21 protein-coding genes, 1 rRNA gene and 5 pseudogenes (1 of these 27 running past the window's edge) are annotated in these 25,464 nt (G+C 62.2%); 9 read left to right on the top strand and 18 right to left on the bottom strand.

Features of this window, described 5'->3' with window-relative positions:
- Window position 1: 1 nt before the first annotated feature.
- The 8 genes and pseudogenes from AB5975_13140 to AB5975_13175 form a co-directional block, all read right to left on the bottom strand.
- Entirely contained in the window at window positions 2-778 is a 777-nt protein-coding gene (locus AB5975_13140; GenBank protein ID XDR22658.1) for a response regulator transcription factor, read from the bottom strand.
- Between the two features lie 119 nt (window positions 779-897).
- Window positions 898-1,368, bottom strand: coding sequence for a prepilin peptidase (locus tag AB5975_13145; protein ID XDR22659.1), 471 nt, complete (start codon window positions 1,366-1,368; stop codon window positions 898-900).
- Window positions 1,369-1,581: 213 nt separating this feature from the next.
- Window positions 1,582-2,150 (bottom strand): annotated as a pseudogene (locus AB5975_13150) (DUF4136 domain-containing protein).
- A gap of 19 nt (window positions 2,151-2,169) precedes the next feature.
- A complete protein-coding gene (locus AB5975_13155) occupies window positions 2,170-2,805 on the bottom strand; it encodes a DUF4136 domain-containing protein (GenBank protein XDR22660.1) in 636 nt (211 codons plus the stop codon).
- A 22-nt stretch (window positions 2,806-2,827) separates the two neighbouring features.
- Window positions 2,828-3,577, bottom strand: coding sequence for a methyltransferase domain-containing protein (locus AB5975_13160; GenBank protein XDR22661.1), 750 nt, complete (start codon window positions 3,575-3,577; stop codon window positions 2,828-2,830).
- Window positions 3,574-3,879 carry a MazG-like family protein gene (locus AB5975_13165; protein XDR22662.1) on the bottom strand — a complete coding sequence of 102 codons (306 nt, stop codon included), beginning with the start codon at window positions 3,877-3,879 and terminating at the stop codon, window positions 3,574-3,576. Before AB5975_13165 ends, AB5975_13160 begins: the two co-directional genes overlap by 4 nt.
- A gap of 58 nt (window positions 3,880-3,937) precedes the next feature.
- On the bottom strand, window positions 3,938-4,789 hold the full coding sequence (locus AB5975_13170) for a MaoC family dehydratase (protein ID XDR22663.1): 852 nt from the start codon (window positions 4,787-4,789) through the stop codon (window positions 3,938-3,940).
- 2 nt (window positions 4,790-4,791) lie between these two features.
- A pseudogene (locus tag AB5975_13175) lies at window positions 4,792-6,141 on the bottom strand (3-oxoacyl-ACP reductase).
- Between the two features lie 117 nt (window positions 6,142-6,258).
- Here AB5975_13175 and AB5975_13180 point away from each other — a divergent pair.
- The 3 genes and pseudogenes from AB5975_13180 to AB5975_13190 all read left to right on the top strand — a co-directional run bounded on the left by AB5975_13180 (window position 6,259) and on the right by AB5975_13190 (window position 8,467).
- Entirely contained in the window at window positions 6,259-7,536 is a 1,278-nt protein-coding gene (locus AB5975_13180) for an acetyl-CoA C-acetyltransferase (protein ID XDR22664.1), read from the top strand.
- Window positions 7,537-7,602: 66 nt separating this feature from the next.
- Window positions 7,603-8,382 carry a helix-turn-helix transcriptional regulator gene (locus AB5975_13185; protein ID XDR22665.1) on the top strand — a complete coding sequence of 260 codons (780 nt, stop codon included), beginning with the start codon at window positions 7,603-7,605 and terminating at the stop codon, window positions 8,380-8,382.
- Between the two features lie 37 nt (window positions 8,383-8,419).
- Window positions 8,420-8,467: pseudogene (locus AB5975_13190) on the top strand (hypothetical protein).
- Here the strand turns inward: AB5975_13190 and AB5975_13195 are convergent.
- The 4 genes and pseudogenes from AB5975_13195 to AB5975_13210 all read right to left on the bottom strand — a co-directional run bounded on the left by AB5975_13195 (window position 8,448) and on the right by AB5975_13210 (window position 13,807).
- Window positions 8,448-10,391, bottom strand: coding sequence for a methyl-accepting chemotaxis protein (locus AB5975_13195; GenBank protein ID XDR22666.1), 1,944 nt, complete (start codon window positions 10,389-10,391; stop codon window positions 8,448-8,450). The pseudogene AB5975_13190 and the gene AB5975_13195 sit on opposite strands and share 20 nt — an antisense overlap.
- A gap of 168 nt (window positions 10,392-10,559) precedes the next feature.
- Complete coding sequence (gene cueR, locus AB5975_13200) at window positions 10,560-10,970, bottom strand: Cu(I)-responsive transcriptional regulator (protein XDR22667.1); 411 nt, start codon at window positions 10,968-10,970, stop codon at window positions 10,560-10,562.
- Window positions 10,967-13,368 (bottom strand): annotated as a pseudogene (locus AB5975_13205) (heavy metal translocating P-type ATPase). The gene cueR and the pseudogene AB5975_13205 overlap by 4 nt, the downstream one beginning before the upstream one ends.
- A 52-nt stretch (window positions 13,369-13,420) precedes the next feature.
- A complete protein-coding gene (locus AB5975_13210) occupies window positions 13,421-13,807 on the bottom strand; it encodes a hypothetical protein (protein ID XDR22668.1) in 387 nt (128 codons plus the stop codon).
- Between the two features lie 143 nt (window positions 13,808-13,950).
- Between AB5975_13210 and AB5975_13215 the strand changes: the two genes are divergently transcribed.
- Window positions 13,951-14,148: a heavy-metal-associated domain-containing protein gene (locus AB5975_13215; GenBank protein XDR22669.1), complete on the top strand. Its 198-nt coding sequence runs from the start codon at window positions 13,951-13,953 to the stop codon at window positions 14,146-14,148.
- A 108-nt stretch (window positions 14,149-14,256) separates the two neighbouring features.
- The gene (locus AB5975_13220; GenBank protein ID XDR22670.1) at window positions 14,257-15,438 is read left to right on the top strand and encodes a multidrug effflux MFS transporter; all 1,182 of its coding nucleotides are present in this window, start codon (window positions 14,257-14,259) and stop codon (window positions 15,436-15,438) included.
- On the opposite strand, the gene AB5975_13225 is transcribed toward AB5975_13220, so the two are convergent.
- On the bottom strand, window positions 15,389-15,586 hold the full coding sequence (locus AB5975_13225; GenBank protein XDR22671.1) for a hypothetical protein: 198 nt from the start codon (window positions 15,584-15,586) through the stop codon (window positions 15,389-15,391). The two genes, AB5975_13220 and AB5975_13225, sit on opposite strands and share 50 nt — an antisense overlap.
- A gap of 487 nt (window positions 15,587-16,073) precedes the next feature.
- Here AB5975_13225 and AB5975_13230 point away from each other — a divergent pair, with 487 nt between their 5' ends.
- Window positions 16,074-16,787 carry a transcriptional regulator gene (locus tag AB5975_13230; protein ID XDR22672.1) on the top strand — a complete coding sequence of 238 codons (714 nt, stop codon included), beginning with the start codon at window positions 16,074-16,076 and terminating at the stop codon, window positions 16,785-16,787.
- Between the two features lie 20 nt (window positions 16,788-16,807).
- On the opposite strand, the gene AB5975_13235 is transcribed toward AB5975_13230, so the two are convergent.
- The 5 genes from AB5975_13235 to AB5975_13255 form a co-directional block, all read right to left on the bottom strand.
- On the bottom strand, window positions 16,808-17,755 hold the full coding sequence (locus AB5975_13235) for an adenosine deaminase (protein ID XDR22673.1): 948 nt from the start codon (window positions 17,753-17,755) through the stop codon (window positions 16,808-16,810).
- Between the two features lie 86 nt (window positions 17,756-17,841).
- A complete protein-coding gene (locus tag AB5975_13240; GenBank protein ID XDR22674.1) occupies window positions 17,842-18,528 on the bottom strand; it encodes an SDR family oxidoreductase in 687 nt (228 codons plus the stop codon).
- 370 nt (window positions 18,529-18,898) lie between these two features.
- Window positions 18,899-19,483, bottom strand: a complete 585-nt coding sequence (locus AB5975_13245) for a YigZ family protein (GenBank protein XDR22675.1) — start codon at window positions 19,481-19,483, stop codon at window positions 18,899-18,901.
- A gap of 9 nt (window positions 19,484-19,492) precedes the next feature.
- Window positions 19,493-20,155, bottom strand: coding sequence for a TetR/AcrR family transcriptional regulator (locus AB5975_13250; GenBank protein ID XDR22676.1), 663 nt, complete (start codon window positions 20,153-20,155; stop codon window positions 19,493-19,495).
- Between the two features lie 90 nt (window positions 20,156-20,245).
- Window positions 20,246-21,163, bottom strand: coding sequence for a LysR family transcriptional regulator (locus AB5975_13255; protein XDR22677.1), 918 nt, complete (start codon window positions 21,161-21,163; stop codon window positions 20,246-20,248).
- Between the two features lie 118 nt (window positions 21,164-21,281).
- Between AB5975_13255 and AB5975_13260 the strand changes: the two genes are divergently transcribed.
- From AB5975_13260 to AB5975_13270, 3 genes and pseudogenes are all read left to right on the top strand, one after another.
- A complete protein-coding gene (locus tag AB5975_13260) occupies window positions 21,282-22,628 on the top strand; it encodes an aspartate aminotransferase family protein (protein XDR22678.1) in 1,347 nt (448 codons plus the stop codon).
- A gap of 73 nt (window positions 22,629-22,701) precedes the next feature.
- Window positions 22,702-24,194, top strand: a pseudogene (locus AB5975_13265) (CoA-acylating methylmalonate-semialdehyde dehydrogenase).
- 560 nt (window positions 24,195-24,754) lie between these two features.
- Window positions 24,755-25,464: ribosomal RNA gene (locus AB5975_13270) — 16S ribosomal RNA — on the top strand (it continues 827 nt past the right edge of the window).

Consider the following 25,464-nt stretch of genomic DNA (forward strand, 5'->3'; position numbering starts at 1 on the left):
CTCAATGGGTGGTAAACCGCTGATGCACCGGCGATGAGCTAGGGGTAAGCGCCAGTGCCAGCTGGGTGCGGTTGTGCATGTGGGTCAGGCGCAACACCTGTGACACGTAAAGCTTCACGGTATTCTCGGTAATGCCCAGCTCACAGGCGATCTGGTAATTGGTCTTGCCTTTGCTGACCAGGCGCGCCACTTCCAATTGGCGTGGCGACAGCTTCTCGAACGCCGCTGGCAGTTCGCTTTCGCTTTCCTCCACGTCACTGGCACGCCGGTGGGTGCCTTGGCCACGGGCTTTTTCCAGGTCCTGATACAGTTCGTCCACTGAGTCGGCCAGCTCTTGCAGGCGCTGGTTCAACCCACCCAGATCACGGAAGTTTCGCTGGCGCTCCAGCAAGGCTTCTTCCTGCCGGCGTACGCCCGCCAGCAGCTCGTCAAGGTCCATCGGCTTCTGGTAGTAGTCGGCAAAGCCTTCGCGTAGCGCGCGGATCACGTCCTGTTTCTCGGCACGCCCAGTCAACATGATGGCTTCGAACATGCGCGGGCTGCCGTCGAGCCCCTTCAAGGCGCGTACCAGCTCAATGCCATCTCGCTCCGGCATGTGCAGGTCACAGATGAGCAGACCGATGGCCGGGTCTGCCACATATCGCTCGATAGCTTCGTCAGTTGAGTGGGCTGGTATGCAGACATAGCCCTTGGTTTCGAGGAATTCACACAGTTGTTCGACAATGACCGGTTGGTCATCAACCACCAACACCTTCACTTCACTCACTGGTCTGGACACGATCAACTCCCTGTTCGTATACCGCCCTGCTCCCGTGCCAGACGCTCTGGCAGCTTAAAAGTAGTCGCTCTAAGCGAATATGTACAAGGCGTGTACAAGTCTTCGGACCACTGGAAGCCTTATTGGATCCATACGGCCGTCAGAAGAAACCCTGCCAGCACATAGGGGACGAACGCCTGTTTGTCGCCCATTTCCTCGGTCAGGGCCTGCAAACGCTTCTTTACCTTGGGGTTGAGCAAGGTCCACAGGCGCCGGCGGGTAAGCAGCCATACCAGCACACTGACGCCGGCGCCGATAAAGGTGCCGAGCACATATTGCGGGCTGGTGGCCAGGGCCAGGGCGCCCATCAGCTTGACGTCGTCGGCGCCGAAGCGGCCGAGCATATAGCCTGGCAGGGTCAGCAGCATGACGATGGCAAGCGCCCAGCCGGCATCGCTGGCGTCGGCGCCGATCCAGCTGTGGCCGGTGGCGAACAGCCAGATTAGGGCGCAGGTAGCCACGCCCAGGGTCAGCAGGTTGGAGATCTGGCGTTGACGCACATCCTGTTCGGAGCACAAGGCAAGCCACAGCAGGAGAACAATGCTTTGCATTGGCAGGTCGCCCTTCCCAAATGTTGAACACTTCTACCCGGTCAGTCAGGTTTCCTTAAGTGAAGATAGACGGGAACGTGCGGGGGAGTGGGGCGGGATGGGTAAAAAGGCGTGGCTGGAATGGATTTTGTCGTAGCTGACGCAGGCCTGCGCGGTCTTTTGCAGGCGCGGCCTGGGCGCAAGGCCGCTCCTGCAAAGACCTGCATCAAGCCGCTATTTCTTGCTGCCTGGCGGATAGTTGGCCAACACCTTGGCCACGGTGTCGTGAATGGCGGTATTGCGTTCTTCAGGACTTGGCGGGTAGTTGTTCATGATCTGCTCGGCACTGCCGCGCCACACCAGCTTGCCGTCACGCCCATCGAACATGTCGACCTGAATCGTGGCGACCTTGTAGTCGACGCTGCGGGTTTCGTTGTACATCGGCCCCCCCAGTAGCCGCCCCAGTAGCCACCCCAGCCACCGCCATAGTTGGTGGTGATCTGCTGCTGGCGCTGCTCGACGATCAGGTAAGTACGTACGCTCAGATCAGGCCGAGCGCCGCCTTGCACCGGGCGCAGGCCGCGCTGGTCGAGCTGATCAGCGACCGCTTGGCGAATGCGCTGTTCGGTGAGGTCGCTCTTGATCCGTGGGTCGTCCGGGCGGTACTGCAGCCCCGGCTCCTGCCAAGCCCAGCTGCGGTAGGCGGCGAAATCGCGGCTGGCATCGAAATCCTGCTGGACGTTATTGCTGGAGCAGGCGGCGAGCAATAACGCGAATGACAGTAGAACGAGACGGCGCAACATGATGGTTCTCCGTTAGCGATTAACTGGGAGGATAGCCGCTGAGCGCCTTGTGCACAGAATCGCGCAAGGCACTTTCGCGTTCGCGCGGCGAGTCCTTGTCGCTGCCGCTTTCGGCGCTGGCGCTCCATACCGGCTGGCCGCTGCGGGCGTCGTACAGGTCGATACGCACCACCATGACTTCGACCTCATAGGTGCGCACGATGGGCACACTGGCATAGCCCCCGTAACCATGGCGGTAGCCACCATAGCCGACACCACCGTAGGGGTACGGCCCGTAGTAGGGGTCGTAGGTGTCGTAGTCACGCACCTGGCGCAAGCGTTTTTCCAGGCGCATGTCGGCGCTGACCAACAAGTCGCCGGAGGCCCCTCGGGCGGGGCGCAGGCCATGCTGATCGAGTGCGCCGCTGACGGCATCGGCCAACTGCGCCGGGTCAGCATTGGCCGAGCCGCTGGGTAACTGGCCGTTGCGCCAGCTCCAGCTGCGGTAGTGCCCGTAATCACGGGCGGGCGCCGGGTAGGCACTGGCGTCGAAAGTGGTAGCGGCCTGTGCAGGGGCCGGTGGTAACGGGCGGCTGCTGGCCACATACGGGTTGCTGCCCTGGCAGCCAGCCAGGGCAATGGGCAGCAGGGCCAGGCACAACAGACGGTACGGCATGTATTCCTCCCGGCGGGGCGGGTTAGCGAGGGCGGCAGACCCAGTGCAGGTAACGGCCAAGGCCAGCGAAACCGGGGTGGCGGCGGTAGGCCAGCTCCATTTCCAGCAGGTCGAGCAGCTCGGCCTTACCCTGGAACTCCTTGGGCATGTAGTCGTGGAACACCCGCACGCCGCTTTCGCTTTCAACCTGCCACATAGGTTCAAGTTGCGCCTTGAGTTCGCGTGGATCAAGCGGTTTCTGTGGGGTCAGGCTCTGCTTTTCACCTTCCAGACGGTTGCTGCGCAACTTGCGGAAATGGCCCTTGAGCAGGTTGCGATAGACCAGTGCATCGCGGTTGTAGAAGGCCAGCGATAACCAGCCGTCGGGGGCGGTGAGCTGGTGCAGCACAGGCAGGATGCTCTCGGGTTCGGCCAGCCATTCGAGCACGGCGTGGCAGAGCACCAGGTCGTAGGGCTCGGTCAGTTGGCCAAGCAGTTCTTGCCAGGGCGCATGAATGAAGGTGGCCGGTTGGCCCGCTTCGGCAAAGCGCGCACGGGCGCCGTCGAGCATGGGGGCTGCGGGCTCGGCCAAGGTCAGCTGATGGCCGCGCTCGGCCAGCCACAAGGCCATGTGGCCCAACCCGGCGCCAATGTCGAGGATACGTAGCGGGCGGTCGGGCAGCGCCTCGGCAAGGTCAGCCTGCAGCACGGCCAGGCGGATCGCACCTTTGGCGCCGCCGTAGATCTTCTCGGCAAAGCGCGTGGCCAGCTCATCGAAGTGACGGTCGTTCATAGGGCGAAGCGCCTCTCGCTATCGGCCAGCTTGGCCCGCACCACTTGATCCATGTCCAGGCCCAGTTCGCTGCAGAGCAGCAACAGGTAGAGCACCACATCGCCGACTTCCTGGCCGGCGTGGGCCAGTTTGTCGGCAGGCAACTGGCGCGATTCGTCCTCGCTCAGCCACTGGAAAATTTCCACCAGTTCGGCCATTTCGACGCTGGCGGCCATGGCCAGGTTCTTTGGGCTGTGGAAGCCGCGCCAGTCGTTGTTGTCGCGGATCTGATGCAGGCGTTGGGTGAGTTCTTGCAGGTTCATCGGGGGTCTCCTAATGCTGCATAGCTTCTGCCCAGGCCCGATGCAAAGCAAGCGGCGCCTACAGCAGAGCCCAGCGCCCGACCATATGCAGCACACCTCCATGGCCATCCAGCCGCAACGTCCCCGAAGGGCCCGCCTCACTGGCACTGAGCACCACCTCCGAAGGCAACCTTACCGGCTTGCAAAAATCCACCTCGAAGGCATAGCCACTGTGCGGCAGGTGCCCGCGTAATGCGGCCAAGGCCATGGCCTTGGTCCACATGCCATGGGCAATGGACGTGGGAAAGCCGAACAACCGCGCACTGAGTGCACTGAGGTGAATAGGGTTGTAATCCCCGCAAACCTTGGCATAACGCCGGCCGATATCACTGTCGGCGTACCAGCGGGTGGCCTCGGGCAAAGAACCAGGTTCGGCGTCAGCGGGCTCATCCACTTCGCCTTCCAGCTTCAACCCACGCACCAGCATACGGCTGGTTTCACGCCACAGCAGACCGATGCCGTCTTCAGCCTCGGTGACCAGGTCGAAGGTGCCACCTTTGGCATGGGGCTGCAGGTTGTGCGCATACACCGCAAAGCGCAGCCCTTCGATAGCGCCAAGCGGGCGCAGTACCTCAATGCGGTTGTGCAGGTGCACCAGGCCGAGTAGCGGGAAGGGGAAGTCATTTGCGGTCATCAACTGCAATTGCAGGGTAAACGCCATGACATGGGGATAAGCCGCCGGCAGGCGGCCATCATCGGGAAAGTGGCACAGCCTTCGATAGGCGTTCAGATTGCCCGGCTGAACCCGGATGAAACAGCGCAGGCCATCCTCCGGCAACTGCTCGCCGCTGATTGTGCGCTTGCTGGCTGCACGCAGATAAAGGCGGGCGCGGGCCGTTGGGCTGTGCAGGTCGTGCCACTGTCGGCTCATGCTCAAGCCCCCATCAATGCCTGGCCGCAAACGCGCAGCACCTGGCCGTTGACAGCCCCTGAGCCCGGCTGGCTGAGCCAGGCAATGGCTTCGGCGACATCTTGCGGGCGCCCGCCCTGGCCCAGTGAACTCAAGCGTCGCCCGGCCTCGCGCAGGCCCATGGGCATGGCTGCAGTCATATGGGTTTCGATAAAGCCGGGGGCCACTGCGTTGATGCTGCCACCGCGCTCGGCGAGCCGTGACGCCCAGGCCTGGGCCAGGCCAATCAGCCCTGTCTTGCTGGCGGCATAGTTGGCCTGCCCACGGTTCCCGGCAATACCGCTGACCGATGCCAGCAGGGTGATGCGTGCGTTTCCCCAGCGCGCCGTTGTCATACAGCGCCTGGGTCAGCAACTGCGGGGCCTTGAGGTTGACGGCCAGCACTGCGTCCCAGTATTCCGGCGTCATGTTGGCCAGCGTCTTGTCGCGGGTGATACCTGCGTTGTGCACTACGATGTCGATGCCGTCGGGCAGGGCCGCAAGCAGTTGCGCTGCCGCGTCGCTGGCGCAGATATCCAGTGGCAGTGCCTTGCCGCCTAGGCGTGCCGCGAGGGCGTCGAGGTCTTGGCTGGCTTGGGGCACATCGAGCAGTAGCACCTCGGCGCCATCGCGGGCCAGGGTTTCAGCTATGGCAGCGCCGATACCGCGTGCGGCGCCGGTGATCAGAGCGCGGCGGCCCCCCAATGGGCGGGTCCAGTCCTCGACCTGACTGGCACAAGCCCCCATGCGCAATACCTGGCCCGAGATGAAGGCACTCTTGGGCGAGAGAAGAAGCGCAGGGCGCCTTCCAGCTGGTTCTCGGCATCGGGGGCGACATACAACAATTGGGCGGTCGCGCCGTTGCGCAGCTCCTTGGCCAGCGAGCGGCTGAAGCCTTCGAGGGCGCGTTGAGCAACGCTGGCCAACGGGTTGTCGAGGCCTTCTGGTGCACGGCCAAGCACCAGTACATGGGCACACGGTGCCAGGCTGCGCAACAGCGGCTGGAAAAATTCGCGCAACTGCTTCAGTGCATCGCTGTCGGACAAATGACTGGCATCGAACACCACAGCCTTGATTTTCGGCCCCAGGCCGGCCACCCAGGCTTCAGCCTGCAGGTTGTCGGCATTGAAGCTGTAGACCTCGTCGGTCAGGCACGGGGCGATGGCTTCGACCTGGCTCGCCAGAGGTCCGCCACCCAATACCAGGGCGCCTTCCACCGGGCGCAGGCGGCCAGCTTGCCAGCGCTCCAGCGGCGCCGGGCGTGGCAGGCCAAGGGCATCCACGAGGCGACGGCCGAGATTGGAGTTGGCAAAACCGAGGTAGCGATCGCTCATGGGTGGTCTCCTGAAAGGCAAGCTTGAAAGTGTGGACCAACTTTGTGGCAGGGTCGTTCGAATACGGTAAAAACACCTAGGCTGTACGGATCAAATTGTTTCAGGAGGAGCTAGCGCATGCGTTCATCTCGCCGGGTCGCAATCCTGGGCGGCAACCGAATCCCCTTCGCCCGCGCCAATGGCGCCTACGCCACGGCCAGCAACCAGGCGATGCTCACCGTCGCGCTCGAAGGGTTGGTCGAGCGCTATCGCCTGCATGGGCAGCGCCTGGGTGAGGTGGTGGCTGGCGCAGTGCTGAAGCACTCACGCGACATGAACCTGACCCGCGAATGTGTGCTGGGGTCGCGCCTGTCCCCGCAGACACCAGCCTATGACATCCAGCAAGCCTGCGGCACCGGGCTGGAGGCGGCGCTGCTGGTGGCCAACAAGATTGCCCTGGGGCAGATCGACTGCGGTATTGCCGGCGGTGTGGATACCACCTCCGATGCACCGATTGCCGTCAACGAAGGCCTGCGCCATATCCTGCTGCAGGCCAACCGTGGCAAGAGCCTGGGCGAGCGGCTCAAGCCCTTCTTGAAACTGCGGCCTCATCACCTGAAGCCCGAGTTACCGCGCAATGGCGAACCGCGCACGGGGTTGTCGATGGGCGAGCATTGCGAGCGCATGGCCCAAGCCTGGCGCATTGGTCGCGCCGAGCAGGACGAGCTGGCGCTGCTCAGTCATCAGAAGCTGGCTGCGGCCTATGCCGAGGGTTGGCAGGACGACCTGCTAACGCCGTTTCTCTCGCTGACTCGGGACAACAACCTGCGCCCGGACCTTGGCCTTGAGCAGTTGGCCAGGCTTAAACCTGCCTTTGACCGCAGTGGGCAAGGCACCCTGACGGCGGGTAACTCCACGCCGTTGACCGATGGTGCTTCGCTGGTGCTGTTAGGCAGCGAGGCGTGGGCGCAGCAGCAAGGGTTGCCGGTGCTCGCCTATTTGGTCGATGGGGAAACCGCAGCGGTAGATTTCGTCACGGGCCGCGAAGGGTTATTGATGGCGCCGGTGTACGCGGTGCCACGCTTGCTGGCGCGCAATGGCCTGGCACTGCAGGACTTCGATTACTACGAAATCCACGAAGCCTTTGCTGCCCAGGTGCTGTGCACGCTGAAGGCCTGGGAGGATATCGATTTTTGCTGCGAGCGGTTGGGGCTGGAGGCGCCGCTTGGGGCGATCGACCGCAGCAAGCTCAACGTCAAGGGCAGTTCGCTGGCGGCCGGGCATCCATTTGCGGCGACCGGGGGGCGGATATTGGCCAACCTGGCCAAGCTGCTGGCGACGGCGGGGAAGGGGCGTGGGCTGATTTCGATCTGTGCGGCAGGTGGGCAGGGGGTGACGGTAATCGTCGAGCGATGACACAGGTTGAACATCGAGACGATGCCAGCTGTTAGGCTTGTCTGGTCAGAACTACAAGAAACCGCCATGCCGATTATCGGTCATCCCCGCGCTATTCCGGTGCTGGACCACCTGCCCAGGCCCCTCTACGCCCGTGCCGAAAGCCTTGGTGCCGGTTCCTGGACCACCCGCCACCAGCACGACTGGGTGCAGTTTTCCTACGCGATCAGCGGCGTACTCGGTGTGTACACGCGCGACGGCAGCTACTTTGCCCCGCCACAGTGGGGGGTGTGGATCCCTGCCGATGCCGAGCATGAAGTGGTCACTTCGATGCAAGCCGAGATGCGCAGCCTGTATGTGCGCCGCGATGCCTGCCCATGGGCGCCTGAGCAATGCCGGGTGCTTGAGGTGACACCACTGGCACGCGAACTGATCAAGCAGTTTTGCCTGTTGCCGGCGGATTACCCGGAGGGTGACAGTGCCGAGGCGCGCTTGGTGGCGGTGCTGCTCGACCAGTTGCGCACGTTGCCGGAAGTTGGTTTTTCACTGCCCTTGCCACGCCACCCTGGCTTGCTGGCGCTGTGCAATGGCTTGATCGCCGCGCCGGACCAGCCGCAGACCTTGCAGCAATGGGCGCGCGAGCTGGGGTGTTCGGAGAAGACGCTGATGCGGCTGTTCCAGCGGGAGACCGGGTTGAGCTTTCGCAATTGGCGGCAGCGCATGCGGTTGCTGTCTTCGCTGGCGCTACTGGAGGCGGGGGAGAATGTGACCGAGGCGGCGCTGGGGTGTGGGTATGACTCCACATCGGCCTATATTGCGGCGTTCAAGCAGTTGTTTGGGGCGACCCCGGGGGAGCTGAAACTTTAGTGCTCGGTTGCCTTTGCCGGCCTCTTCGCGGCATTAGCTGCGAAGAGGCCGGCACAGGCAATGCATCAGGTGCGGAACCTGCGCACCAGCGTGTCCAGTTCATTGGACAGCCCGGCCAGGCTCTCGGAGTCCTGACGCGCCGCCTGGGCCAGTTCGGCCACCAGTTGCGCATCGCCGTGAATCTGGCTGATGTGGCGGTTGATGTCCTCGGCCACCTGGTGCTGTTCTTCGGCCGCCGTGGCGATCTGCGTGTTCATGTCGCGGATCACGTCCACCGACTCACGGATCTGCCCGAAGCTGTCGCGGGCCAGGCCGATACGGCTCACCGACTGCTGCGAAACTTCCAGGCTGGCATGCATCTGTTCGGCCACTTCGGCAGTGCGGCTGGCCAGGTTGCCCAGCAAACCGTCGATTTCGGCGGTGGAGTCGGCAGTGCGCTTGGCCAGGGCCCGCACTTCGTCGGCCACCACGGCAAAGCCACGTCCCTGCTCACCGGCACGAGCTGCTTCGATGGCCGCGTTCAGGGCCAGCAGGTTGGTCTGTTCGGCAATGGAGCGGATGGTGCCGAGGATCGACTGGATGGCGTTGCTGTCACGCTCCAATTGCTGGATCGACTGCGCCGACTGCTCGATCTCGTGGCTCAGGCGGTCCACGCTGCTTACCGCGGCATCGATCTGTTGCTGGCCTTCGCGGGCTTGCTGCTGGCCGCTGTCGGCCGACTGCGCCGCCTGGCTGCAAGACCGCGCTACTTCGTTGGCGGTGGCGACCATCTCGTGGAAGGCAGTGGACACCATGTCCACGGCTTCGCGCTGACGGCCGGCGGCCTCGGCCATGTCGCTGGAGACGCGGGTCGAGCTGCTGGAGGTGCTGAGGATCTTGCTGGCGGCAGCGCCGATGTGCTGGATCAGGCTGCGAATGGCGCCGAGGAATTGGTTGAACCAGCTGGCCAATTGCGCGGTTTCGTCGCGGCCGCGGATTTCCAGGTTGCGGGTCAGGTCGCCTTCACCTTGGGCAATGTCTTCCAGGCCATTGGTGACACTGTTGATCGGGCGCACGATCAGTTTGGCGAAGGCCGCACCGACCACGGCGAACAGCACGGCCAGCACCACGGCGATGACGCCGATCAGCCAGGTCAGGCGGGTGGTGGTCTGCATCACCTCGCTTTGTTCGATCAGGCCGATGAAGGTCCAGCCCAGTTGCTCGTCGGGGTAGACGTTGGCCATGTAGCGCACGCCATTGAGCTCGACCTCGACCAGGCCTTTGCCGGCCTTGGCCAGCTCGGCGTAACCGTCGCCAAAACTCGCCAGTTGCTTGAAGTTGTGGCCTGCATCGCGCGGGTCGACCATCACGTTGCCGTTGCTTTCCACCAGCATCAGGTAGCCACTTTCGCCCAGCTTGATCTGCTTGACGATCTCGGTCAGGCCCTTGAGGGAAACATCGATGTTGACCACGCCGCCGGGGTTGCCCAGCTGGTTGGCCACGGCGCGCACGGTGCTGACCAGCACCGCGTCGTCGGCGGCCCAGTAGTAAGCGCCGGTGCGCACGGTCTTGCCTGGGTTGGCCATGGCCAGTTGGTACCAGGGGCGGGTGCGTGGGTCGTAGTTGACGAACTTCTGCCCGGCCGGCCAGCCCGTGTAGCCGCCGTCATTCACGCCGTAGGACAGGTAGGCATAAGCGGGGTGCGAGTTGGCCAGGCGGGTCATGAACTCGAGGAGCTTGCTGGCCTGTTCGCCCAGTTCGTAGGACGGGGTGGCGCTCATGTACTTGTTCAGCTCGCTGCCCGTGGCAGCGACCATTGGCTGGGAAGCCAGGTACTCGACGTTCTGGTTGATGCCCTGGAAGAAGATGTTCATCGCGTTGCTGACCTGGCGGATTTCCCGGCTGCTACCGTCGAGGAATCCATCGCGGGCTTCGCCACGCAGGTTGAGGACCACCAGAGTGGCCACTAGGACGATGGGCAAGCCGGCGATGACCGCGAATGCCCAGGTCAGTTTCTGTTTGATGCTCATCGACGCTCCCGGAATTTTTTATTGTCGACCCACGAGGCAGGTAGCCAGTGCATCGGCAGCATCCGGGTTTTATGAAGCCAGAACCCCTGTATTTATTGGACAAAGTCGTGTTTGGTGACTATTCGGTCGCGTTTGGACGCTTTTGGCATACCAAACGCTTTTGATCGCTCAGTGACAGCAGTTGCCGGTAGCGCCATTGGCCAGGTCCTTGAGGATCGGGCAGTCCGGGCGGTCATCCCCTTGGCAGTGCGACACCAGCTCGCCAAGGGTATCGCGCAGGCTCACCAGCTCCTCGATGCGCCGGTTCAGTTCATCGATGTGCTGTATCGCCAGTGCCTTCACGTCGGCACTGGCACGCTGGCGGTCTTGCCACAGGGTCAGCAGCTTGCCGACCTCCTCAAGGGAAAAGCCCAGGTCGCGGGAGCGCTTGATGAAGGCCAGGCTGTGCAGGTCTTGCGCCTGGTACAAGCGGTAGCCGCTATCGCTGCGTGTGGCTGGTTTGAGCAGGCCGATGGACTCGTAGTAACGGATCATCTTGGTGCTGAGCCCGCTGCGGCGGGCGGCCTGGCCGATGTTCATGGCGCCTCCTGGGTGCTGCTACTGGTGGGTTTCCACGCCTTGAGCCACAGCGCGTTACTGACCACGCTGACGCTGGACAGGGCCATGGCGGCACCGGCCAGTACCGGGTTGAGGTAACCCAGCGCGGCCAGCGGGATGCCGATCAAGTTGTAGATGAAAGCCCAGAACAGGTTCTGGCGGATCTTCGCGTAGGTCTTGCGGCTGATTTCCAGCGCGGCGGGCACCAGGCGCGGGTCGCCACGCATCAGGGTGATGCCGGCGGCCTGCATGGCCACGTCGGTGCCGCCACCCATGGCGATGCCGATGTCGGCAGCGGCCAGCGCGGGTGCATCGTTGATGCCATCGCCGACCATGGCAACCACACCGTCGCGCTTGAGTGCCGTCACCGTCGCGGCCTTATCGGCCGGCAGCACTTCGGCATGCACATCGTCGATGCCCAGGGCATCGGCCACCACCTTGGCGCTGCCACGGTTGTCACCGGTCAGCAGGTGGCTGCTGATGTGCTGTGCATGCAGGGTGTCGATGGCTTGCGCGGCGCCGGGCTTGAGGCTGTCACCAAAGGCGAACAGGCCCAGCACGCGCGGTTGCCTGCCGCGTTCGATCAGCCATGACAGGGTGCGCCCTTCGGCTTCCCAGGCCTGGGCCTTGGAGGCCAGCTCACCAGGCTGCAGAGCGCTCTCGTCTAGCAGGCGGCGGTTGCCCAGCGCCAGCTCACGGCCCTCGACACGCCCGGCAATGCCGCGCCCGGTCAGCGATTGGCTGTCGGCAACCTCGGGCACGTCCAGCCCCTGTTCGGCGCACGCCTGCAGTACCGCCTTGGCCAGCGGGTGTTCACTGCCGCGCTGCAGGGCGCCGGCCAGGCGGTGCAGCTCGGCACTGCTGCCGTCCTGTGCCTGACTGTGAACCACCCGCGGGCTGCCGGAGGTAAGGGTGCCGGTCTTGTCGAAGACCACGCGGTTGACCGCATGGGCCCGCTCCAGGGCTTCGGCATCCTTGATCAAGATGCCATGGCGGGCGGCGACCCCGGTGCCGGCCATGATCGCTGCGGGCGTGGCCAGGCCGAGGGCGCGGGGCAGGCGATGACCAGCACGGCAACGGCGTTGATCAGCGCGGTTTCCAGTGGTGCACCGGCCAGCCACCAGCCGATCAGGGTGATCAGCGCCAGCACCAGTACAGCCGGGACGAATACCTGGCTGACCCGGTCGACCAGCTTCTGGATTGGCGCTTTGGCGGCCTGGGCGTCTTCCACCAGGCGGATGATGCGTGCCAGCACGGTCTCGGTGCCCAGTGCCTGGGTACGGACCAGCAACCGGCCTTCGCCGTTGATAGCGCCACCGGTGACGCTGTCGCCGGGTTGCTTGGGCACTGGCAGGCTCTCGCCGCTGATCAGGGCCTCATCGGCGTGGCTGCTGCCATCTTCGACCACGCCATCGACCGGGAAACGCTCGCCGGGCTTTACCAGGACCAGGTCGCCCAGGCGCAACTGGGCGATTGCCACGTCCTCCTCCTGGCCATCGACCACGCGCACGGCGCGTTCCGGGCGCAAGGCTTCGAGGGCGCGGATGGCGCTGGCGGTTTGGCGCTTGGCGCGGCTTTCCAGGTACTTGCCCAGCAATACCAGGGCAATCACCACGGCGGAGGCTTCGAAGTACAGGTGCGGGGCCATGCCGGCGGGGGCCTGCGCCCATTGGTACAGGCTAAGGCCATAGCCGGCACTGGTACCCAGGGCCACCAGCAGGTCCATGTTGCCGGCACCGGCGCGCACGGCCTTCCAGGCGGCTACGTAGAAGCGTGCCCCAAGAATGAATTGCACCGGCGTGGCCAGCAGGAATTGCGCCCAGGCAGGCAGCATCCAGTGCAGGCCGAACGGTTGTACCAGCATTGGCAATACCAGCGGCAGGGCCAACAGCAAGGCTGCGCCGACCGCCAGGCGCTCGTTGCGCAGGCGGTGCTGGGCAGCGCTTTGCTCGTCCCTGGCAGATTGCGGCAGGCTGGCGCTGTAGCCGGCCTTTTGTACGGCGTCGATCAGCAGGTTGTCATCGAGGGCTGTGAGCACTTCGAGGTGCGCGCGTTCGCTGGCCAGGTTCACGCTGACCTGCTCGACGCCGGGCAATTTGCCGAGGGCGCGCTCTACACGGCCGACACAGCTGGCGCAGGTCATGCCGCCGATCTGCAGTTCGAGGGTGCGGGTGGGCACGCCGTAACCGGCTTCGCGCACGGCGTCGACCAACGCCGGCAGGCTGTCGGCCGGGGCCAGAACCCGGGCTTTTTCAGTGGTGAGGTTTACGCTGACCTGTTCAGCGCCTGTGACCTTGCGCAGGGCGCGTTCGACCCGGCCAGCACAGCTGGCACAGGTCATGCCGGTGATCGGCAGGTCGTAAGTGGTGGATGCGGGCATGGCTCTCCTCCTTGGACTGGCCTCCAGCATCAACCTTGCCACGCGGGCAAGGTCAATAGCCCAGATCGGCTCGCTTCAACTCCAGCCCATATTGCCCCATGGCGATGCGGTATTTGTTGATCTGGCCCGCCTGCAGGTTCAAACGCGTGCTGCGCTGGTCTTCGATGCCTGCGGCGCAACCCGGCATTTGCCCAGGTAGCAGGCGCAGGCGCACATCCACAGGGCCCGGCGGCAGGTTGAACGAGGTGGACTGCTCCTGAAATACGCGTCCGGAAAGCTGGTCGTTGAGGTACACGCCGATTTCGCAGCTGGTAGCTACCTCCAGCCGCTCCCGGGAAATGATCAGTACGCTGTAGGCCGAGTTGCCCTCGGCGCTGGCCGGTGGCACCACAGCCAGCGCGCCCAGTAGCCCGACGACGCCCAATGCTGCCCTGAACATGAAAAATCTCCTGCTTGCTTGATCGTCAAAGGCGCAGCTTGGCCGACGCGGGCGCGGATTTCCACCCCGGCTGTTGCAGGCGGGGCTTGACCTTGCCCTGATGGCAAGCTTGAGACTCGTGGAAAACCTGAAGGAGGTAACCCATGCAAGTGTTCAATGTACAAGGCATGACCTGCGGCCATTGCGTGAAAGCCGTGACCCGCGCGGTGCAGGAGCAGGATGCGGCGGCCAAGGTCGAGATCGACCTGGCGGCGAAACAGGTACGGGTGCAGAGTGAGCTGGCGCAGGAGCAGATCCTCACTGCCATTCGGGATGAAGGTTATCAGGCCGAACTTGCCTGAAGACTTGGCAGTGCCCTCCACAGGGGCACTGTGTTGCAAATGTTTTCAGACTGATGGGGTCCACAGCAGGTAGAATCACGCACTTGCTTAGCCTGCTATGGATTCCTGATGAACCTGCGAATGGTGCTCATCCTGGGCGCACTCAGTGCGTTTGGGCCTTTGGCGATCGACTTCTACCTGCCCGCCTTCCCGGCCATGGCGCAAGCGTTCGCTACCGATGAAAAACACGTCCAGGCCACGTTGGCTGCCTACTTCCTCGGCCTGTCCATCGGCCAGTTGGCCTATGGGCCAGTTGCCGACCGCTTTGGCCGACGCCTACCGTTGATGTTCGGCGTGACCCTGTTCACCCTGGCGTCACTGGCTTGTGCCTATGCCCCCAACCTCGACACGTTGGTACTGGCGCGTTTCGTCCAGGCACTGGGCGGTTGTGCCGGCATGGTGCTGTCGCGGGCCATCGTCAGCGACAAGTGCGACCCGGTAGCCTCAGCGAAAGTGTTCTCGCAGCTGATGCTGGTCATGGGCCTGGCGCCGATCCTGGCACCGATGCTGGGTGGGGTGCTGGTGAACCTGGCCGGCTGGCAGTCGATTTTCCTCGCGCTGAGCCTGTTCAGTGCCGGCTGCCTGCTGGCGGTCAGCCTGGGCCTGCCTGAAAGCCTGCCTGAGCATATACCCCGCCAGCCGCTGTCTGGCGCCTTGCGCCAGTACCTGCGTTTGCTCGCTGACCGGGCTTTCCTCGGCCATGCGTTGACCGGCGGTATCGCTATTGCCGGCATGTTTGCCTATATCGCCGGTTCGCCCTTCGTATTCATCAAGCTGTATGGGGTGCCCGCCGAGCATTACGGCTGGTTGTTCGGTACCAATGCTGCGGGCTTTATTCTGGTGGCACAGGTGAACGCCCGCTTGCTGGCCAGGCGCGGGCCAGCCTTCCTGCTGGCCCGCGCGGTTTGGCTGTACCTGGTTGCGGGCCTGGTGCTGCTGGGCGTGGCGGCATTGCGACCCGCGCAGTTGTGGCCGCTGCTGATACCGCTGTTCATCTGTATCGCCAGCCTTGGTTGCATCATTCCCAATGCTTCCGCCTGCGCCATGAGCGGGCAGGGTGCGCGGGCCGGCAGTGCCTCGGCACTGATGGGCTGCGTGCAGTTCAGCGTTGCCGCAGGTGCGGCGGCGCTGGTCGGGCTGCTGCATGATGGCAGTGCAGTGCCGATGGCAATGGTGATCAGCCTGTGCGGGGCGCTTGTGGTCAGTGTCGCGCTGTTGACCCGACGTTTGCAGGCCAAGGCTCCCGCATGAGCGGGTGAGGTGCCTGCAGACGGGTTTCCAGCGTAGCGACGAAGGCGCGCGCCTCGGCCTCGCTACGGAAACTGACCACATGCTGATCGAGCTGGACTTGCCAGGGGCAGGCGGGGTTTCGGCTCGACGCACTTACGACAATTTTCATCGCGGCATACCTCCAGGAAGGGGAGCCGCTCAAGTGTAGCGCTGGCCCACCAGCCTGCCATGGCACTGCTTCAGCGTCCTGACTGACGGTAAGTGCGTACATTTTCCAGACAGTGTTTCCTGCTTTGGGCGCAAAGCCTGCAATTCCCCAGAACTTTCGCTTTGTTGCGCGCTAATTGTTGAAGGTTGCTGTGGGCCGTATCTGAAATTGCTGCAAGCCTATTTTTATCAGAATGTTTCAGTGCTTCTGTATGGGTGTACCTGGGCCTTGTTTGGCTGGGTTCGAGCCGTTTTCCAAAGCTGCCTCGCTGAGTGCCAAGGGTAGGCATACCCAATGGTTTTCGCCTTGGGTAGGTCGGCGCGTGGTCGTCTGAACGGTATTTTCTGCGGCTTATACTGGCGAACCAGGCCAGTGCCAGCGAGACGCGCTTCCCTGCCAGGGTTGGCAATCGCATCCACACAGTGAACTTGCAGGGAGTTACAGGGACATGAACGCAGCCAGCAGTATCAGCCAAATCGCCAGCCTGATGGCCGACCCCAAGCGCAGTGCCATGTTGTGGGCATTGATCGATGGCACGCCACGGTTGGCCAATGAACTCGCGATAATGACCGGCCTGACTTCGTCGTCGGCCTGCGCGCACCTCTCGTTGCTGTCGTCGGCCGGTTTGCTCAAGCATGAAGCCAGGGGCCGTAAACGCTACTTCTGCCTGGCAACCCCTCAGGTCGGGGCGGCGGTTGAGGCCTTGGCCAGCGTACAGCTGGAAAGCGTACGGGGAGAGCGTGCCAAGGCGCCGGTATCATCGCTGCCCATGTCGATGCGCCGGGCACGCCGATGTGGCGACCACCTGGGCGGGGCGTTGGCCAGTGAGTTGTATGATCGCCTGGTGGTGGCCGGCTGGCTGGACGGCTGCGGTCGACAGTTGATGGTCAGTGACGAGGGGCGGGCGCAGTTGGCGTTGGTCGGGGTCTACATCGATGCTCTGGCGCCACACCAGCAACGAGGTTGCGTGATCTGCCGCTGCACCGAGTGGGATGACCAGGGCCCGCACCTTGGGGGCGTGCTGGGCCAGGCCTTGTTCAGGTTGTTTTTGCAATCTGGCTGGATACGTGAGGCCGAGGACACGCGGGCTTTGCATATTTCGGCGCTGGGCGTCCAGCAGATCAATCGCATTGCCCGCGTGGCGACGTTGCAGGTCGGTTGAGCGCAACGTCGTCATGCGACTCAGATCAAACGTGCGTCAAGGCTGTTCTGCGCCAGGCGACGGGCTTGGTCTTCGGTCATGCCCAGGTGGGTGTGCAGGGCGTGGAAGTTTTCCGTGACATAGCCGCCGAAGTAGGCCGGGTCGTCCGAGTTGACGGTGACTTTCACGCCACGCTCGAGCATGTCCAGGATGTTGTGCTGGCTCATGTGATCGAACACGCACAGCTTTGTGTTGGACAGCGGGCACACGGTGAGCGGGATCTGTTCTTCGATGATGCGCTGCATCAGGCGCTCGTCCTCGATGGCGCGCACGCCATGGTCGATACGCTTGATCTTCAGCAGGTCGAGGGCTTCCCAAATGTACTCGGGCGGGCCTTCTTCTCCCGCATGGGCAACGGCGACGAAGCCTTCGCTGCGGGCGCGGTCGAACACACGCTGGAACTTGCGTGGCGGGTGGCCCATCTCCGAGCTGTCCAGGCCTACGGCAATGAACGCATCGCGGAACGGCAAGGCCTGGTCGAGGGTCTTGTGCGCCTCATCCTCGCTGAGGTGGCGCAGGAAGCTGAGGATCAGGCCACTGCTGATGCCCAACTGCTCGCGGCCGTCCTTGAGCGCCTGGCTGATACCGTTGAGCACCACTTCGAAGGCGATACCGCGGTCAGTGTGGGTCTGCGGGTCGAAGAACGGTTCGGTGTGAACCACGTTCTGAGCCTTGCAGCGTTGCAGGTAGGCCCAGGTCAGGTCGTAGAAGTCCTGCTCGGTACGCAGCACATCGGCGCCCTGGTAATACAGGTCGAGGAACTCTTGCAGGTTGTTGAAGGCGTAGGCGCCGCGCAAGGTTTCCACATCGTTCCAGGGCAGGGCGATCTTGTTGCGCTCGGCCAGGGCGAACAGCAGCTCGGGCTCCAGCGAGCCCTCCAGGTGCAGGTGCAGCTCGGCCTTGGGCAGGGCGTTCAACCAGTCATACATAAAAAGGGGTCTCAATCAGGTACGGTTGCCGCCATTCTACAGGCACCGGCCAGGCAATGCGCCCGGCCGGCCCGCGACCGGGTGAATCACCAGACCAAGGGTTCGCCTTTGTAGTTGATGAAGTGCAGGCCGCCGTTGCCACTTTGCGCCTTGATCTGTTCGAGCATGCCACGGGTGCTGGTGAGCACATCGATTTCGGCGTTTTCGCCGCCCATGTCGGTTTTCACCCAGCCCGGGTGCATGGCCAGTACGCACAGGTCGGGGCGCTGCTGCTCGACAACAAAGCTGTTGATCATCGAGTTCAGTGCTGCCTTGCTGGCTTTGTACAGGCAGATTTCACCGCCGTCGGGTATGGTCACGCTGCCCAGAATAGAGCTCATGAACGCCAGAACACCGCTGCCCTCGCGTACCTGGCCTACCAGCCGGCGTGCCACGCGGATCGGCGCCACGGCGTTGGTCATGAACAGGTCGCCGATGTCTTTGGTCTGTACCGTCTCCAAGTCTTGCGGCAACGGGCCCATGACACCTGCGTTGATGAACACCAGGTCGAATGCCTGGCCTTGAAGGCGTAGCTTCAGGCCGTCGAGCTGGGCAGTGTCGTTCATCTCCAGCTGCTCGATGTGCACGCCGGGCACGTCCGCCAGGGCACCTGGCTGCTGCGGGTTGCGGACGGTGGCGGTTATGTTCCAGCCGTCTTCGTGCAGGCGTTGTACCAGGCCCAGGCCAAGCCCCCGCGAGGCGCCGATGATAAGTGCGTTTTTTGCGTTAGCCATGTGAGCGCGCTCCGTTGGTCGGTGGCAAAGAAAGGTATTGAGGATAATGCACAGCGGCAGTCGCTGCCTGCCTATGGCTGTATAAAAAACGATCAACTATGCCTGGGCCTTGCCTGGCCGGGCGCCTGGCCTGTTAGCGCACGGGTTATCCACAGGCTGGTCCACAGTTATTGTGTGCAAGCTGAGGCTTTCGCGCGCTGGCCCGCCAGGCCTTGCATTGAGGATAACTCGAGCGCTTTCAGCAATTTGCGGCTGTCATCAAATAGTGATCAATTTATGATCAAAACGCTGCAGGCCTTGAAAATAGCTGGCTGCAAATGAGTGCCCCAAGGTTATCCACAGGCAGGCCCACAGGTGTTGTGGGCAATGTTCAGCGCGCTTCGAGCAAAATGCGCCCGCGGCTCAGATCGGCCAGTTGCTGCTGCAATGGCGCCAGGTGGGCGTCACCCAGGGCAATCAACAGATCCACGCCATTGGCGGTGAACTGTTCATCCAGGACCAGGCCGTCAACCTCTGCCAGGCGCAGCTTCACCAGCGCAAGTTCGCTGAAACTGCAGCTGCAGGTGAATTCGCTGCGCTGTACCAGCAGGCGTTTGGGTGCTTGTTGCAGGCACTTGTTGGCGCCGCCGCCATAGGCCCTTGCCAGTCCGCCTGTACCCAGCTGGATACCGCCGTACCAGCGGATCACCAGAACCACCACCTGGTCGCAATCCTGCGCTTCGATGGCCGCCAGGATCGGCCGCCCTGCGGTCCCGCCGGGCTCGCCGTCATCGCTGCTGCGGTACTGCGCGCCGAGTTTCCAGGCCCAGCAGTTGTGGGTGGCGGCAAGGTCGCTGTGGCGTTCGATGAAACTCATCGCTTCGGCGGCACTGCTGATTGGCCCGGCGAGGGTGATGAAGCGGCTTTTGCGGATTTCCTCGCGGTACTCGCAGAGGTCGAGCAGGGTAGAAGGCATAAAAAGTAGTCAGGCAGCCGGCTTGATGCCGCAGCCCTTCAGAATGATGTGGATAAGGTTGTTGCTCGCGTCTTCCATGTCCTGCTTGGTCAGGCGGCTGCGGCCGGTCACCTGGCAGATCTGGGTGGCGAAGTCGGCGTAATGCTGGGTGCTGCCCCAGAGCAGGAAGATCAGGTGCACCGGGTCGACAGGGTCCATCTTGCCGGCTTCGATCCAGGCCTGGAACACTGCAGCCCGGCCGCGGAACCATTCGCGGTAGTCGGCACTGAAGTATTCGGTCAGGCAGGTGCCACCGCTGATCACTTCCATGGCGAAAATCCGCGAGGCTTGCGGGTTGCGCCGAGAGAACTCCATCTTGGTGCGGATGTACTGGCTCAGGGCTTCGCCGGGGTCATCCTCGACGCTCAAGGCGTTGAACGTGCTGTCCCACAACTCGATGATGTTGCTGAGCACGGCAATGTACAGGCCCAGCTTGTTGGTGAAGTAGTAGTGCAGGTTGGCCTTGGGCAACCCTGCCTTGAGCGCGATGGTGTTCATGCTGGTGCCCTTGAAACCATGGCGGGCGAATTCGTCTTCGGCGGCCTGGATAATGGCCTGTTCGTTCTTCTGGCGGATGCGGCCTGCGGGCTTGCCCGAGGCGGAGAGGCGATGCGCAGGGACTTCTAGGGTCATGGACGATTCCGTACGGGGCAATGGCTGCGGCTGTCGGACAAGATTACCTGCCTGTGCCGAAGTGACAAGCGTTTGCGGCACAGACTGGCATCAACGTGTCGCAGCCAGGCTTTCGAGGAAGCTTTCCAGCACCAGGTTGGGGCGCCGGCCTTTGCGGGTAACCCAGCTCAGGCTCAGGTCGTAGAAGCGCTGCCGGGGCTTGAGCGCACGCAAACGGCCCTGTTGTACCCAGAACGTGGCGTAGTGGTCGGGCAGGTAGCCGATGTAGCGCCCGGTCAGGATCAGAAACGCCATGCCCTCGCGGTCCGAAGCGCTGGCCGTGCAATTCAGCGCCTGGTAATGCGCCTGAATTTCGGCAGGCAGGCGGAAGGTGGGGGTGATGGCTTCCTGGCTATTGAGGCGCTCGTCGTCGATTTGCTGGTCATCGGCATAGAACAACGGATGGCCAACCGCGCAGTACAGCAGCGAGCGTTCGCTGTACAACGGCTGGTACTCCAAGCCCGACAACGGGCTGGTCTGCGGCACTACGCCCACGTGCAGGCTGCCGTCGAGCACGCCGTGCTCGACCTGGCTGGGGGCGATCATGCGGATCTGGATGCGTACATCCGGGCCACGATCCTTGAGCTCGGCCAGGGCATGGGTGATGCGCATATGTGGCAGCGTCACCAGGTTGTCGGTCAGGCCAATGTTCAGTTCGCCACGCAAATGCTGGTGCAGGCCGTTGACCTCGGTGCGGAAGCTCTCCAGAGCACTGAGCAGCTGCAGTGCCGAGTGGTAGACCTCGCGGCCTTCCTCGGTCAGCGAGAAACCGGCGCGACCACGCTGGCACAGACGCAGGCCGAGGCGTTGTTCGAGGTCGTTCATCTGCTGGCTGATGGCCGAGCGGCCAATGCCCAGTACGTTTTCGGCGGCTGAGAAGCCACCGCACTCGACGACGCTGCGGTAGATCTTCAGCAAGCGGATGTCGAAATCGCTGACTTGAGCGAGTGGATCGGGGCGTCGGCTCATTAGTTTAGTCACGACCTGTCTGAAGATTAGAAATGTAGGCTTTTTCCGACTTTATCGCCGTGCCAATTTAGCTGCAACAACATCCATCGTTGCCTAATCGTCTTTCGAGGAACCGCCGATGAACATGCCCGAAACCGCCCCTGCCGGTATCGCCAGCCAGCTCAAGCTGGATGCCCACTGGATGCCCTACACCGCCAACCGCAATTTCCAGCGCGACCCACGCCTGATCGTGGCGGCCGAAGGCAACTACCTGGTCGATGACCAGGGGCGCAAGATCTTTGACGCCCTGTCTGGCCTGTGGACCTGCGGCGCCGGGCACACCCGCAAGGAAATCACCGAAGCGGTGACTCGCCAGCTGGGTACGCTGGACTATTCCCCCGCGTTTCAGTTTGGCCACCCGCTGTCGTTCCAGCTGGCGGAAAAGATCGCCGAGCTGGTGCCGGGCAATCTGAATCATGTCTTCTATACCAACTCCGGTTCCGAATGCGCTGACACCGCGCTGAAGATGGTACGTGCCTACTGGCGCCTGAAAGGCCAGGCGACCAAGACCAAGATCATCGGCCGTGCTCGTGGCTACCACGGGGTGAACATCGCCGGTACCAGCCTGGGGGGTGTCAACGGCAACCGCAAGATGTTTGGCCAACTGCTGGACGTCGATCACCTGCCTCACACCGTGTTGCCGGTGAACGCCTTCTCCAAAGGCATGCCAGAAGAGGGCGGTATTGCCCTGGCTGACGAAATGCTCAAGCTGATCGAACTGCACGATGCCTCCAACATTGCTGCGGTCATTGTCGAGCCGCTGGCAGGTTCGGCCGGTGTGCTGCCACCGCCGAAGGGTTACCTGAAACGCCTGCGTGAAATCTGCACCCAGCACAACATCCTGCTGATCTTCGACGAAGTGATCACCGGCTTCGGCCGCATGGGCGCGATGACCGGCTCGGAAGCCTTCGGCGTTACCCCGGACCTGATGTGCATCGCCAAACAGGTGACCAACGGCGCCATCCCGATGGGCGCGGTAATCGCCAGCAGCGAGATCTACCAGACCTTCATGGACCAGCCGACGCCGGAATATGCCGTGGAATTCCCGCACGGCTACACCTACTCGGCGCACCCGGTAGCCTGTGCCGCCGGTATCGCCGCGCTGGACCTGCTGCAGAAAGAAAACCTGGTGCAGTCCGCTGCCGAGCTGGCGCCGCACTTCGAGAAGTTGCTGCACGGCGTAAAGGGCACCAAGAACGTCATCGATATCCGTAACTACGGCTTGGCCGGCGCCATCCAGATCGCCGCCCGTGACGGTGATGCCATCGTTCGCCCATACGAAGTGGCGATGAAGTTGTGGAAGGCAGGCTTCTATGTACGCTTCGGGGGCGACACTCTGCAGTTCGGCCCAACGTTCAACACCACGCCGCAAGAACTGGATCGCCTGTTCGACGCCGTCGGCGAAAACCTGAACCTGATCGACTGATCTTTCCGATTTCGATGTCAGGCGCGTGCAGGTATCGCGCGCCTGTCTCTACCTTCTTTATCTGGAGTTTTGCATGAGCATTGTTCAGCACCTGATCCATGGCGAGCTGGTTTCCAAGGGAGAACGCACCGCTGATGTCTTCAACCCGTCCACCGGCCAGGCTGTTCGCAAGGTCGAGCTGGCCAGCCGCGCGACCGTGCAGGAAGCGATCGACTCCGCCAAGGCGGCCTTCCCGGCCTGGCGCAACACCCCGCCGGCCAAGCGCGCCCAGGTGATGTTCCGCTTCAAGCAATTGCTGGAGCAGAACGAAGCCAAGATTTCGCAGATGATCAGCGAAGAGCATGGCAAGACCCTGGAAGACGCAGCTGGCGAGCTGAAGCGCGGCATCGAGAACGTCGAGTTCGCCTGTGCAGCGCCAGAGGTTTTGAAGGGCGAGTACAGCCGCAACGTCGGCCCGAATATCGATGCCTGGTCCGACTTCCAGCCGCTGGGTGTGGTTGCTGGCATTACCCCGTTCAACTTCCCGGCCATGGTGCCTCTGTGGATGTACCCGCTGGCCATTGCTTGCGGTAACGCGTTCATCCTCAAACCTTCCGAGCGTGACCCAAGCTCGACCTTGTACATTGCCCAACTGCTGCTGGAAGCCGGCCTGCCGAAGGGCATCCTCAACGTGGTGCACGGTGACAAGGAAGCGGTGGATGCGCTAATCGAAGCGCCAGAAGTAAAAGCGCTGAGCTTCGTTGGTTCAACCCCGATCGCCGAGTACATCTATGCCGAAGGCACCAAGCGTGGCAAGCGCGTGCAAGCCTTGGGTGGCGCGAAGAACCACGCCGTGCTGATGCCGGATGCCGACCTGGACAATGCTGTAAGCGCACTGATGGGCGCGGCCTACGGTTCGTGTGGCGAGCGTTGCATGGCTATTTCGGTTGCGGTGTGCGTGGGCGACCAGGTAGCCGATGCCCTGATTGCCAAGCTGGAACCGCAGATCAAGGCGCTGAAGATTGGTGCCGGCACCTCGTGCGGCCTGGACATGGGCCCGCTGGTGACTGCTGCTGCCCGTGACAAGGTAGTGGGTTACATCGATGACGGGGTTGCTGCTGGTGCCAAGCTGGTGGTGGATGGCCGTGGCTTGCGTGTGGCCGGTAATGAAGATGGCTACTTCGTGGGGGGTACTTTGTTCGACAAGGTGACCCGCAGATGCGCATCTATAAAGAAGAGATCTTCGGCCCGGTGCTGTGCGTGGTGCGTGTGAACAGCCTGGAGCAGGCCATGCAACTGATCAATGATCACGAGTATGGCAACGGTACCTGCATCTTCACCCGTGACGGTGAAGCGGCGCGCCTGTTCTGCGACGAGATCGAAGTGGGCATGGTGGGTGTGAACGTGCCGCTGCCGGTGCCGGTGGCTTATCACAGCTTTGGTGGCTGGAAGCGTTCGCTGTTCGGTGACCTGCATGCCTATGGCCCTGACGGGGTGCGCTTCTATACGCGTCGCAAGGCGATTACCCAGCGTTGGCCGCAGCGTGCCAGCCATGAAGCGTCGCAGTTTGCATTCCCTAGCCTTTAAGGCCGGTGACTAAAGCGGGGAGGCCGGTAGGCCTCCCCGCTTTGTTTTTCAGCGATATGAAGGTTTATTGAAATTAAAGGTTGACGGGGTTTCGAATCCCCTTATAATGCGCCCCACTTCCAGCGACATCGGAACGACAAACTCCTTGAGATTCAATGAGTTAAGTAGTTAAGGTGGTGCTGGAGGGGCTACGATCAAATGATCGCAAGCGGTTGAAATGGTGGTTGACAGCGCTTCTTGGTGCTGTATGATTCGCCTCCCGCTACGAGAGATCGCAGCGAGCCAAGTGTTTGAAGCTAAACGAGTTTCTCGCAAAAAACTTCAAAATAAACGCTTGACAGGCTCTGAGGAAAGCGTAGAATGCGCGCCTCGGTTGGGACGAAAAGCTCTTAACCAAACGCTCTTTAACAAATTGAATCAAGCAATTCGTGTGGGTGCTTGTGAGTACGGACTGATAGTCAAAAAGATTATCAGCATCACAAGTGGCCATGCGAGAAATCACATAGTCATTTGAGATTGCTGAGCCAAGTTTAGGGTTTCTTAAAAACCCAAGCAGTATTGAACTGAAGAGTTTGATCATGGCTCAGATTGAACGCTGGCGGCAGGCCTAACACATGCAAGTCGAGCGGATGACGGGAGCTTGCTCCTTGATTCAGCGGCGGACGGGTGAGTAATGCCTAGGAATCTGCCTGGTAGTGGGGGACAACGTTTCGAAAGGAACGCTAATACCGCATACGTCCTACGGGAGAAAGCAGGGGACCTTCGGGCCTTGCGCTATCAGATGAGCCTAGGTCGGATTAGCTAGTTGGTGGGGTAATGGCTCACCAAGGCGACGATCCGTAACTGGTCTGAGAGGATGATCAGTCACACTGGAACTGAGACACGGTCCAGACTCCTACGGGAGGCAGCAGTGGGGAATATTGGACAATGGGCGAAAGCCTGATCCAGCCATGCCGCGTGTGTGAAGAAGGTCTTCGGATTGTAAAGCACTTTAAGTTGGGAGGAAGGGCAGTAAGCTAATACCTTGCTGTTTTGACGTTACCGACAGAATAAGCACCGGCTAACTCTGTGCCAGCAGCCGCGGTAATACAGAGGGTGCAAGCGTTAATCGGAATTACTGGGCGTAAAGCGCGCGTAGGTGGTTTGTTAAGTTGGATGTGAAAGCCCCGGGCTCAACCTGGGAACTGCATCCAAAACTGGCAAGCTAGAGTACGGTAGAGGGTGGTGGAATTTCCTGTGTAGCGGTGAAATGCGTAGATATAGGAAGGAA

Source organism: Pseudomonas putida, from assembly GCA_041071465.1.
GTDB classification, from domain to species: Bacteria; Pseudomonadota; Gammaproteobacteria; order Pseudomonadales; family Pseudomonadaceae; genus Aquipseudomonas; species Aquipseudomonas putida_P.